Origin of the sequence: Candidatus Phycorickettsia trachydisci (assembly GCF_003015145.1) — a bacterium.
GTDB classification, from domain to species: domain Bacteria; phylum Pseudomonadota; class Alphaproteobacteria; order Rickettsiales; family Rickettsiaceae; genus Phycorickettsia; species Phycorickettsia trachydisci.
Window position 1 is genome coordinate 1,316,929 of sequence record NZ_CP027845.1, and the last position, 13,153, is coordinate 1,330,081.

Here is a 13,153-nt window from a genome sequence, read left to right on the forward strand (position 1 = left end):
TACTAATATATTGTTTTAAAGTTTAACATAGCTTTGCTTCGGATGTAAAGATTTTGAGGTATATGTGAGGGTTTTAGTATTAAGCAATAGTAAATTTGCATTATAACTTTAAGCTTGCATAATTGGATTTTTAAATGATATTTAACGCTCTCGATTTTTATTTTTATTTTGAGTTTGAATTCTTGGTATATTTCTGGGTGCACTTAATTTATTACCGCTAGAAATAAGAAATTTTTGTATAGTAGAAGCGGCTCTATTAATATCATCTTGATCGGGATTTAAGGATTGACTATTCTTAGCTTGTAAATCAGAGATGTCTGATTTTCGATCTAGTGATGGTAAGGGTTGATTGTTTCCAGTCCTGAAAGTTACATTTAGAGGTACCTCGGGTTTATCTATGGATTGATTACCTTGTGACACACTGTTACCTTGATTTCTCAATGGAGGTATGGTGGCAGTATTTCCGGTCCTTAAGGTGGCATTGAGAGGTATTTTAGGTTCATCTGTCGATTGAGTATCTCTTGAAATATTGCTGCCTTGAGTTTGATTAAATTTTTGCACTCTATAAGAGTTTACTTTATCTGGAATTTTATTTTCTCCAGCTGGCAATGGTATTTTTCTTTGTGACGAAAGGGATTTATCAGTTTCTTGAATATGGTTTGGGACTACGGAAGGATCATTTAAAGATGTTAATGTATTATGGCTATGCTCCTTTTCGGACCTTTCTTGTTTTTGTGCTACTTGCTGTATCTGAGGTTCGTAAATATTTTCTCTTGATTTTTTATTGTTCTTAATTTGATTTCTATCTTCTATCGTTAGAATTGAATTTCTTTCTATTTGCCTTTTTAAATTTTTGATACTCTCAGCAAATTCCTTATCATCCTTAGGTTCTGTAAGAGCTGTTAAACCGATTTCAGTTTGTAACTTAAGAATGTTTGAAACGAATTTAATATCTTGATTTATTTTATCTTTTTGTGTTCCTACAGCTTTTTCATGTTCCTCTTTTAAAGAATACATTTTTAAACATAGCTGCTGACAACTAGCGCTGATATCAACTAAATCTTTATTTTTTTCATATTTTCCTTCTTTTAGCTCCCATCCCCAGTTAGGGTTTGGTGGCATACTTAAACCTTGATCTTTAAAATGATTAAAGGTTTCAAGCAGTTCTTTTTCTCCTTTAATACTTTTGACAGAGCCATTTGGATCGATTAAAACCCATTTATCATCCAAAGGCTGAGTAAATACTGTATTAAACTGTTCTGAGGCATGTGAGATCTCTACAGAATCTTTAAATTCAGCTCTCATAGCTCCAGTAATAGCTATTATAGCATCAGGCGCATGACCCATACCTTTTAGATTTTCCCTCTGCACTTCGATACTCTTAAAGGTATCTGCAAGCTTCATAAATTCTTGATCTTGTTTTAAACTGCTGGGTATTACTCCTGGCTTCTTTAAAACATCATCAATTTTGTCATTTATCAAAGCATTTCTTGCTTCTGGTGTTAATTGAAAAGGACTGTCTTTTAGTAGCTGTTCCTTTTCCTTAGATACAACTTCGTGATAAGAATGCATCTTATCAAATTCTTGTAAATTTAATTTAGCCCCATAAGCTAAGACGTCAATATCTGCCGTAATTGGTCTTACCTTACCGATATTTAACGAACCATCTTTGCAGATAATGATTTCCGGTTTACCTATAACTTGAAGTGGAATTTTATTGTATCCAGCTGGAATTTCTTGAGGAATAGAATTGTGATTATGATTTTTGTCTATAAAGTATAGTTTTCCATCTTTTTCCTGGATTGCGTGTATCTGCTTTTTATTATCTTTTTTAACAATACCAGACTCATCCTCGAATACATATATTTGGTTACCATTTTTGTCTAATACAGGAGAGGCAAAAATTATTTGATCAAAATACTCTGCGGGAATCTTTGCTTCTTGCAGTAATTTATCAGGAGTTGGCCCCTCTCTCAATTCTATCTCTATTTCTGATTTATGCTTTATTTCTTCCTTTGTTAAAGAAGTTTTTTTATTTAAATTGTCTAACTCTGTTCCTAACCTAGCCCGTCTTTCTGGAGCTACTATTTGCAGTTTAGCTTGAATTAATTCAAATAATTCTAAAGATTCTTCAAGAGATTTACGATTTTCTGCATTATAAGCTTTAATTTTATCTGCATCATCATCTTTGCCAGCTTTGCTTGAACCAGAGTTTACGGGAATCAGCCCCTCAGCAAGGCTACCATTATCTGCAGACTTGCCGTGTACAAACATATTTTTACCAACTGCATCAACTTCCTCTTCCTTCATTAAAGTTAAAGCAGTTGAATTGACAGGTCTTGTTATAATAACTATTTCATTACTTTTGGCAATGTCTTGCAGCTTCTTAATGCTCGTATCTGAGATATTAAATTCCTTTTCTCCTTCGGATCTAGAATTATATTCCTTTACTATCTGTTCTTGTGTAAGAATTTTAAAACCTGATAACTCAGATGTTGTTGTTTTAGGATTAAAGCTCTGATCTTGCAGCGTATCTGAAATGTTTGGGATGCGAGTTTTTGCTCGTATGGTTTTGTGTAGGATGCCTTCAGGATCCAAATCACTTATTGTATTACTTAAAGTTTTAGATAAAGCAAAAGTTGAGTTATCCATTTCGGATCTAATTTTCTCTATCTCTTTAAAATAAGCCTCAGATTCTTCGCTAAAAAATCTATTAGCCTTACCTTTGGTAGTGGCTTGATCAGAACGGTTTGGTGTGGGTAAATAAGCTTTGGGAGTAGGTGAGTACGCCCTAGGACTTTCCAAACTATCTATATTATCTATAGTGCTTGCAAGGCTTGTCAAAGGATTTAAACCTACTTTATTCCTGATAGTGATACTTGGCATTAAATCTTGCTCCTCTTGTCCTGTAAGTTTATCTATGCTCTGGGTAATATCAGAACTTTCACTTAAGGAAAGTTTTAAACTAGGTTTTTTACTTTGAGGATTTTTTGGAGGAGCTTGCTGATTCATATTAACCCTATAAAATATCCTCAAGTTTACATTATATAGTACTAATTATGTATTAAATTAGCTTTAGATAAAGGTGTAACTTATTGAATCTGACTTTAAAACAACAAATAACAAGCCTCCAAATAGCAAAAGACGCAAAATATAAAGTTCAAAATAGATTCGATAGGACGTTAATCAGTACATGTAATTTTAACAGTTTAAACAGGTAAAGCCTCGTCATGTTCTGTTACTTCACCCGATAATTTACTACTGAATATATCAGGTGAAAACCTTTCCCCCACAAAACTTTCAAATGCAGCATCGTTCTTATCGACAATGTTTAAAGCCTCATCTTCACCTATAGCTTGCTGTCTATCTTCTAGAGATACAAAACTCTTATAGCTTTCTGATGTAGACTTCTTGCTACGACTTAATCTACTTACTGTAGGATGATTTATAAACTCGGTTATCACTATTAGCTCTTTATTAGTATATGCATCCGTAATCTTATATTCTATTATGGCTCTTCCATCTGTATTGGTTTTAGCCTTTTCAAGACTGTTTGAATCTCTTACTACTTTACTTTTACTAGTACAGGTTGTTTCTTTAAGCGAATTTAATATCCTCTGTTTAGTAATCTTTGGTAGTTTATCTAACTTATAAAAAAATACAAACGAATCTTTTTTATCGTGTATTTTTTCTACGTCTTGTTCTAATATAATATCATCATTAAACTCCCAAGCACCAGGAATGGTCGTTTGGTTATCGATGCCAAAAATTTCTTTTTCTTTCGATGATTTTATTTGAAACTTGAGAGCTTTGTGATATTCGTTCCATTCTTTCATTACTTGATCCCAAGTTAAAGCGCCTTCATGAAAGGCTTCACTCATATCCGAATCATCATCATATTCTTCTGATGAAGTAGAAAGAGGCGATGTGGTAGGGCTATTATCTAATAGTTCATCTTTACTACCTGATTGTAGCATTATACCCAAGTCAGTTAATGCTCTTTGCTCCTCTGGCTCAAATGGTAGGCTAGGCAACTGTGTTTTCTTCTCCTCAAGCTTTTCTGTAGAAATGCAAGATGCTAAACTTTCGCTCTCACCTTCTTTCTGAGGTATCTTATTGACTTCTTCTAAGTATTTTTTCTTACGTATTAGCCCTGTAATATAATGATAAGTCTTTTTATCGAGGCTTTTTAAAGCTTGAAGATGTTGGCTATATTCTACCCCTTGGTTCACAGCCTCCATTATTACAACGGTATTTAAATATACTACATATGGCTGAACACTTTGAGCAGGTATAGTATTAGATAAGCTTAAATATTCAAGAGATTTTGCTAGATATTTTTCATTTTGGTCGGGTATAACCTGAGATAAGTTAAAATATATATGACTCATAACAGAACTAAACGATGGTGGATAATTTACCCAATCAGTATCTAGATTATCTACCAGTGGAGCTATTTCAGGATAAGAAGATAAAAAATATAAAGCTATCAACTTAGCCTTTGTTTTTGTATTACGTGAGAAGCCATTTATTTGTTCCAAGTCTGATAAAGCTCTAATTGCTTCGTCTAATTGACAATTACTAGCATAAAAGGTAGCGCTTTTCTTGTGGAAGATAAAGTTTATCAAGGTCTTCATTTCTGGACTATCAATTTCGGCTTCCAGTTTTTGGTGAACTTCCTGATAAGTTTTCAAATATTCATGATCGCTTGAATCACCAAGATTCAAACTCATCTTGAGATAATTATAAAATTCTTCGTGTAAGCTTTTTTCTAAAGGGAGCTTTAAACAAAGCTTTTTTAACCAATACTCTCTAATGGTATCTTCTTTTATTATCTCAGCTAATTTGAATATATACTCCTGTATTTTTTGGGGTGAATCAAGATCAGGACATAAACGTAGGGCTTCGAAAAGGCACTCAGATGCTTTAGGAATATCGCGTGCAGCATAAAAAAAGCGTATTATTCCATATAAACTTTCAGCTATCTCAGTTTTATTATTTTCTTTTAGGTTATCTTTAGCACTGCAATCAAATGCTAATTGACTTATCTCATATGCCTCTTTGATATTATCCTCCGTTGTAGGCTGGTCTATAATAAAATAAGAACTAGAGTTAAGACCGTTTATTAGAAAGGAATCGTTATATCCTGTTTGTATATTATTGTCTTGTAGTACTTGAGCAAAAGTTTTCAATGAACGCCAATCAGCTTCGTAGAGATAAAAAGGAGTTATTTGCTTCAATCTATATTTTTGTTGTTCTACTTTTTCGGAATGAGTATACTCTTTTCTTCCATCTAAACGTTTTATGTTCGATAGATTATAGAGTGCAAGTATATCTGATGCATTTGGTTGATGCCCTACTGATAGGTGAAAAACTAAATTAGCAATACTAGTATCGATATCAGAACAGTATAGTCCCATTTGTTTGCTCAGATCATCTTCTTTTTTCTCAATATTCCGATTAATTAATTGTATCTCTCTAATATTCTTGGGTTTAACGTAATTTATACCTAATTTCTCATAACATTTTGTAATAAATTCAATTTTTCTTGGCAGGATGTTATTTTGAAAAATTGCTTTTAATTCATTGGTTGGGTCAATTCCTTGAGTACTTTCATCTAGGTCTTTTAACTTATCGGCTTGATCAAGTAATAAATTTAATAATCTTACAAAATTTTCCACTTTCGCATCTGCACGGTAGTTAACCATGTAACAGATATTTTCAGCGGCTATCTTTATATTTATCAAAATTTTATTTTTTAAATTCCGGGATATTGCATTTTGTCCATCTAATACAGGTATAAGAGACTTAAATATATGAATACCTAAATTCAAGTAATCCTCATTACATACTCCCTGTACTAATAGAACGGTCAATATATTTAAATAAGGACCTTTGTATGGCCAAAGTGCATCGTCTTCGTCAAAATTGCCATCTCCGATTGCTTTCAGAGTTTTAAAGTGGATAGATTGTAATTCTGCTGTGCCTGTCAAAATTTCAGGCTCCAGTTTTATTTTATTTACTTTTTTAGTGCCTTTCCGTTTTTTGCCCATAAATTTAAGATTAATTAGATTATATACATTAAATATTATATTTATTTTTAATATTGTCAAGATTAAGTTAAAATAAATTAATAAATTGTTGCACAATAGATTAGATAGACTATGTTGCATTTGTTTTTCTTTAACTTACAACATTTCCACAACTCTTCCTTATGGACTATGATTTTTTAATCTTTAGCAATACCATTAAAAAAGTAGTATAAGTTTGATGAAAATTATCGTAGACTAGAATCATATTTTCATTTTCAGTTAATAAATTAAAATATAGTTATATTGGTTTACTTAGTGATAGATAGATTTATCAATGGATACTAAACTGTTTTTGGACTCTATAGTTAGACATAATCTTGAAGGATATCAAGAATTATCTAGAAATCTTGAGGTGCTTACAAATCCTAAAACTTACATAGCATTTTCTATTGCGTTTAATAATTTATCTAAATACTACACAAGTTCACCTTTAACAGATCATCAACTTCTAGAGACTGAACATATAACTGGCAGAAATACTTGGACTAATTTAGATTTAGCTCGCGCTTATTTTCTCCTCAATATTGCCGATAAATTTAAACAAGAACATATCGATATTATTAACCAATTATTTGATACAGCTGGACTTTCTGAATTGATATCTCTATACAAAAGCTTGCACTTATTACCAGAGCCAACAAAATTTTTGTTTAGAGCAACTGAAGGAGTGCGTAGTAATATGAGCTCCATATTCAAGGCAATAGCTCTTAATAATACCTACCCCATGAATTTTTTTGATCAAGATGTTTGGAATCAAATGATTTTAAAAGTTTTTTTTATTGAAGAGGACATTAATCAAGTTATAGGGCTTAGGGAAAGAGCTAATGATACTTTAGCAGATATGTTAAGTGACTTTGTGATTGAGAAACAAGCGGCAAAAAGACGTGTGAATCCAGAAATATGGAAAGTCGTTGAGCTTTGCAAATATAAAACGTATTAACTTAAAAAGGTTTGTTTATGAGACAAGATAGCATATATTTTATTGACCCACACATTCATATGACCTCTAGAACTACGAATGATTTAATAGCAATGAAAAAAGCTGGAATTGTTGCTGTTATTGAGCCAGCATTTTGGCTAGGACAGCCACGCACATCCGTTGGAACATTTAAGGACTACTTCAACAGTTTGATTGGTTGGGAGCGTTTTAGAGTTGGTCAATTTGGCATTAAGCATTATTGTGCTATCGGTCTTAATGCCAAAGAAGCAAACAATCAGAGGCTAGCAGAAGAGGTGATGGAAATATTGCCGCTTTATGTACAAAAAGAAGGAGTAGTTGCTATTGGGGAGATTGGATTTGATGAGCAAACTCCTTTAGAAGAAAGATTTTTTCGCTTGCAGCTAGAACTTGCAAAATCTTTAGATATGTTGGTTATGGTTCACACTCCTCATAGGGATAAAAAACGAGGTACTTCAAGAAGCATGGATATATGTATAGAACATGGTTTAAATCCTAGTAAGGTTGTTATTGATCACAATAATGAGGAAACAGTTAAGGAAGTTTTGGATAGGGGATTTTGGGCTGCATTTACTATTTATCCTAAGACTAAGATGGGTAATGAAAGAATGGTAGAAATAGTGAGGCAATACGGCAGCGAAAAGATTATAGTCGATAGTTCAGCTGATTGGGGATACAGCGATGCACTAGCTGTTCCTAAAACTGCTCTTTTAATGCTTGAAAAAGGTATTTCTAAGGCAGATGTTAAAAAAGTTTGCTATCACAATGCTCTGGAAGCTTACTCTCAAAGCAAGCAAATGCAAGAAGAAGATTGGTTAAATGGTACGCAACATAAGGAAGGTGAATTTTATGAGGGTAACTCAGTTTTGCGTGGTCAGGAATCTATCTCAAGTTTAATCATTCGTTAATATGCTATTTCCCTATCTTCAATTAATGCGTCCTGCAAACATAATTACTGCTATATCGAACGTCATAGCAGGTTATATAGTTGCCTTATATTTTTTAGATAGCAAGTTTGATTATCCATCATTAGGATACCTCATACTATCGACTATAGGTCTTTATGGAGGAGGGATAGTATTTAATGACTTTTTTGATGCAGAAATTGATGCTCGCGAAAGGCCTGACAGACCCATACCATCCGGAGCAGCAAAAAAAGGATATGCTGGCATTTTAGGAGCCTTATTATTTGGTATGGGATTATTTTCGGCTTTGAATGTTTCTTTTACAGGATTTGTAATAGCTTGTACTATCTGTATTTGCTGTTTTATCTATAATCTGAAAACTAAATATTATCCATGGGTAGGTGGATTTACATTAGCTTTGTGTCGTGGTTTTAATATGTTACTTGGCACTACTTTTGCTCCTGATGCAACTTGCCAACTATGTTTGATTGGTCTTATTCCCTTTTGGCTAACTATAGCAATTACATATATCAGTAAAAGCGAAGTAGAAGGTGGCAATAAGGTAATGCTTAGTTATGTTGCTTTGCTTTATTTAATGACGTTAGTCACTTTATGGTTTTTGATAGAACTGTATAAAAGCAATCTCGGCAATAGCCTTGTGTTTTTAAGTATATTTATAGCTCTAAATTCATTTTATCTAGTTAAAGCTATGGATAATCCTATTGCAGAAAACATTCAATCGGTTGTGAAATGGGGGGTGTTATCTTTTATTTTAATGGATGCTGCTACTGCTGCTAGCTTTTCAAGTTTATCTACGGGTTTAGTGCTACTTTTGCTAATGCCTTTATCAGTAGTTTTATCTAAATTTTTTGCTGTAACATGAAAGTATGAAAACCTTAAATCAAGAATTTGCAGTTAATTTTGCATATAAAGTCTACTTCACTGAAAAGCTGTTTGAAAAGTCAAATTTAATATTTGCTAATATTTTTAGTCCCAATCCTTCTTTTTTACCTAAAGCACTAGTGCTTATCGATTCAGGTGTATATCATGCGCATCCTAATTTAGTGTCACAAATTCAAGAATATTTCGCACATTATGCCAATACTCTTCCTATGTTAGTTCATGATCCTGTAGAGATTTTAGGCGGTGAATTGGTAAAGAATGATATAAGTCATCTGGATAAAGTGTATGGGTTGATAGAGAAGTATAAGATATGCCGTCACTCATACATTATAGTCATTGGTGGTGGAGCTGTTATTGATATGGTAGGTTATGCCGCTTCTACATCGCATAGAGGAATAAAGCTAATCCGCATCCCTACGACAGTGTTATCTCAAAATGATTCTGGGATTGGAGTAAAAAATTCCATAAATTTTTTTGGTAAAAAGAATTTCTTAGGATGCTTCTCGCCACCGTTTGCTGTACTTAATGATTTTACTTTTCTTAAAACTCTTGATAAACGTGATTGGATTGCAGGTATCGCAGAAGCAGTTAAAGTTGCTTTAATTAAGGATAAAGACTTTTTTAACTTTATTGAAGAAAATGCCTTTTCCTTTCGCGATCAGAATAATATGGAGCCAATGAAGCATCTAATCTACGCTTGCGCAGAACTGCACCTAAATCATATAGGTAAATATGGCGATCCTTTTGAAAAGGGCTCTTCAAGGCCTCTAGATTTTGGACATTGGGCAGCCCATAAATTAGAACACTTAACTAATCACAACCTGCGTCATGGTGAAGCGGTAGCAATTGGAATAGCATTAGATACAACTTACTCTTACATCAGTGGTCTTTTGGATGAACAATCTTGGAAAAGAGTTTTACGAACTATCTCAAATATTGGATTTGATTTATTTGTGCCCGAATTAAATGAGGATATTTTCAAAGGGTTAGAGGAATTTCAAGAGCATTTGGGAGGTAATCTCACTATCATGCTTTTAGAAAAAATAGGATGTGGTAAGGAAGTAAATACAGTAGACATAAGTCAGTATAGGATTGCTATAGAAAAACTTAAAAACTTTGCTGAAAAATTGAATGAAAATCGAGAAGCAATTTGACTTAACATACTGCTCCAATATATTTGCAGGTAATACGTGGTCTAAAGTTTTTAAAAACTTGAAAACTCATATACCTATCTTAAAATCCAAATTATCCCCAAATATGCCTTTTGGTATCGGCCTAAGGCTTTCTAAACAGTCAGCTAAAGAACTTTTAGATAACTTGGATGCTTTTAAATCATGGTTGACTCAAACAAATTGTTACGTTGCTACAATTAATGGTTTTGTTTATGGAAATTTTCATAATAAACCAGTTAAAGAAAAGGTGTATGAGCCGGATTGGTCTACTCGTAAAAGATTGAATTTTAATGTGCATCTCATAGATATTGCAGCTGAATTATGTACTATAAATGGAGAGTTAGGTTTTTCTACTTCTCCTTTAAGTTATAAGTTTTGGTCAGAAAAAAAAGACGATGAAAAATTCTTTGCTAAAGTATGTAGTCATTTATTGTTACTGATAAAAAAGTCACTAAAAATCTTCCAAGACACAACTAAAATAATCCATATAGATTTTGAACCAGAGGCAGATTGTCTCTTAGAAACAATGGAAGATACAGTAACTTTCTTTAAAAAAATCATATTTGGACAAGTAGCACATAGCTTATCTAATGACTTTCAAATGACTTTATCAGAGGCAGTTAATCACATTAGAAGGCATGTGCGAATTTGCTATGATATATGTCACCAGTCAGTTCAATTTGAAGATCATATCAAAAACTTTGAGATCTTGGAAAAAGTAGGAATTAGGATTGGTAAAGTGCAGATTAGCTCAGCCTTGCGTTTTAAAGCAGGCAATGCAATTGATCTATTTAAAGATAATATATATCTGCATCAAACTGTAGTCAAAGATTCTCAAGGCGTTTTAAAGAAATTTCGCGATCTTGATCAAGCAAAAGGAGAGACGGAAGATGAATTTAGAGTGCATTTTCATTTACCTGTATTTGTCGATAAGTACGATAATTTCCTAACTACTAACAACGATATTGTAAACGTACTTAATTTTCTTAAAAATCATCAAATTACCTCTTGTTTAGAAATCGAAACTTATACCTGGCAAGTACTGCCTCAAAATCTACAGATAGATCTGATATCGTCGATCCAAAAAGAATATGAATGGGTAATAGAAAAGTTATGCAAAAAACTGTAGTTTTAAATGTAGTTGGTTTAACTAATAAGTTAATAGGAGCAAATACTCCTTTTTTGAAAAAATGGAGCAGTAGCCGAAAGGTTAGCAAAATTAAACCTATGCTTCCTTCTGTTACTTGCTCAGTTCAAAGCTCATACTTAACAGGTAAGTGGCCGAATGAACATGGAATTGTAGGGAATGGATGGTATTTTAAGGATTTATGCGAAGTCAAATTTTGGCATCAATCTAATAAACTAGTAGAAGCACCTAAAATTTGGGATATTGCCAAAAAAAGTGATCCTAATTTTACCTGCGCAAATATGTTTTGGTGGTACAACATGTACTCTAATGTCGATTACTCAGTAACGCCAAGACCTATATACACTGCGGATGGCTTAAAGATTCCTGATTGCTACACTAACCCAAGCAATTTGCGAGATGAGCTGCAATCACAATTAGGCCCATTTCCCTTATTTAATTTTTGGGGCCCCAATACATCTATTAAATCATCAAAATGGATAGCTGAGGCTTCAAAAATTGTTGAACAAAAGTTCAACCCAACTCTCACCCTCATATATTTACCTCACCTTGATTATTGCTTGCAAAAAAATGGCCCTGATAGTTTAGAAACTTACAAAAGCTTAACAGAAATAGATCAAGTTTGCGAAGATTTAATCAGTTTTTACCTTAAAAAGGGGGCAAATATCATTATATTATCCGAATATGGAATTGAGGAAGTAAATAAAGCTATTCATATTAACCGAATTTTAAGAGAAAAGGGATATTTAAAAGTACGTAATGAAAATGGAGGAGAAATATTAGATGCGGGTGCAAGTGCTGCCTTTGCTGTATCTGATCATCAGATAGCTCATGTTTACGTAAATGACCAAAGTTTGCTGAATAAAATTTATGATACATTAGTCCAAATTGATAGTATAGATTACATATTAGATAAACAAGCTCAAAAAAAATACTATATAGACCATGAAAGATCTGGTGATTTGGTCGCTGTTGCATCGAAAGGTTCTTGGTTTTCTTATTATTACTGGCTAGATGATAAATATGCACCTGATTTTGCTCGCACGGTAGATATACATAGAAAACCTGGATACGATCCAACTGAGCTTTTTATAAATCCTCAAATAAAATGGAGTCAATTCAAAATCTTTGCGACTCTAATGAAAAAAAAGATGGGATTTCGCTATTTGATGAATTTTATTCCATTAGATACATCTCTTGTTAAAGGCTCACACGGCAGAATTTTTGAAGATCCAGATGATTATCCTATATTGATTAGTCAAAAAAAAAAAGCACTTCCAGAAGCTCCTATTGATGCTACTGAAGTATGCAGAATAATTTTAGATCATCTAACATAATGGTATAAACAAAGGATTTATCAACCTTATCGAATACCTTTACTAATCAAAGCCTAAAAAATAAGCCAAATCTATTACAGCTCTTTTATACGGCAAATTTTGTCTTTGAACTAGTTCGGTAAATTCTTGAAAAGGCATTAGTTCTAAACTAGCTACTTCTTGTGCATTAAATTTAATCTCTTCTAGCTTAAAATCGTGCTGACAAAAATAAACATCGTTGAACTGTCTATCTATATAATTAAAATCTAATATCTTATCTTGCCTAAATGAAAACATAAATTGTATATCTAAGTTATCAGCATCTAGGTTTAATTCTTCTTTTATCTCTCTTTTTAAAGCTGCAAAGCTTGCTTCCCCACTCATTATATGACCTGTTACCGAGATACTAATAGCGCCAGGGTAGTGATCCACCAGATCAGTCCTGCGCTGTAATAGAATATTGTTTTGCATGTCAAATAAATATAAATGCACGGCTCGATGAAGTTTGCCTAAACTGTGAATATCTTTACGAGACAATACTTCGCCAGTTCTAAATCCATCCTCATCAAGTACATCTATAAAGTCTGTCATATATTTTCAACACCTCTTAACACGAAAAGCACATTGTATTAAAGATAAATTAATTACTATGTTATTAAA

9 protein-coding genes are annotated in these 13,153 nt (G+C 32.9%); 6 read left to right on the plus strand and 3 right to left on the minus strand.

What is annotated here, in order from left to right; genetic code table 11:
- Positions 1–141 precede the first annotated feature (141 nt).
- Together phytr_RS05675 and phytr_RS05680 are read right to left on the minus strand one after the other, a co-directional pair.
- Complete coding sequence (locus phytr_RS05675) at positions 142–3,012, minus strand: anthrax toxin-like adenylyl cyclase domain-containing protein (RefSeq protein WP_106874895.1); 2,871 nt, start codon at positions 3,010–3,012, stop codon at positions 142–144.
- Between the two features lie 197 nt (positions 3,013–3,209).
- Complete coding sequence (locus phytr_RS05680; RefSeq protein ID WP_106874896.1) at positions 3,210–6,053, minus strand: hypothetical protein; 2,844 nt, start codon at positions 6,051–6,053, stop codon at positions 3,210–3,212.
- 313 nt (positions 6,054–6,366) lie between these two features.
- Between phytr_RS05680 and phytr_RS05685 the strand changes: the two genes are divergently transcribed.
- From phytr_RS05685 to phytr_RS05710, 6 genes are read left to right on the plus strand one after another with little or no spacing between them, the layout of a single operon-like run.
- Entirely contained in the window at positions 6,367–7,032 is a 666-nt protein-coding gene (locus tag phytr_RS05685; protein WP_106874897.1) for an EboA domain-containing protein, read from the plus strand.
- 17 nt (positions 7,033–7,049) lie between these two features.
- Positions 7,050–7,958: a TatD family hydrolase gene (locus phytr_RS05690; RefSeq protein WP_106874898.1), complete on the plus strand. Its 909-nt coding sequence runs from the start codon at positions 7,050–7,052 to the stop codon at positions 7,956–7,958.
- A 1-nt stretch (position 7,959) separates the two neighbouring features.
- Positions 7,960–8,838, plus strand: a complete 879-nt coding sequence (gene eboC / locus phytr_RS05695) for a UbiA-like protein EboC (protein WP_106874899.1) — start codon at positions 7,960–7,962, stop codon at positions 8,836–8,838.
- A gap of 4 nt (positions 8,839–8,842) precedes the next feature.
- A complete protein-coding gene (locus phytr_RS05700; protein ID WP_106874900.1) occupies positions 8,843–10,012 on the plus strand; it encodes a 3-dehydroquinate synthase in 1,170 nt (389 codons plus the stop codon).
- Positions 9,990–11,159: a metabolite traffic protein EboE gene (gene eboE / locus phytr_RS05705; RefSeq protein WP_106874901.1), complete on the plus strand. Its 1,170-nt coding sequence runs from the start codon at positions 9,990–9,992 to the stop codon at positions 11,157–11,159. The genes phytr_RS05700 and eboE overlap by 23 nt, the downstream gene beginning before the upstream one ends.
- Entirely contained in the window at positions 11,144–12,514 is a 1,371-nt protein-coding gene (locus phytr_RS05710; protein ID WP_106875051.1) for an alkaline phosphatase family protein, read from the plus strand. Before eboE ends, phytr_RS05710 begins: the two co-directional genes overlap by 16 nt.
- Positions 12,515–12,556: 42 nt before the next feature.
- Here the strand turns inward: phytr_RS05710 and phytr_RS05715 are convergent, their stop codons facing one another.
- Complete coding sequence (locus phytr_RS05715) at positions 12,557–13,084, minus strand: NUDIX hydrolase (RefSeq protein WP_106874902.1); 528 nt, start codon at positions 13,082–13,084, stop codon at positions 12,557–12,559.
- Between the last annotated feature and the right edge of the window lie 69 nt (positions 13,085–13,153).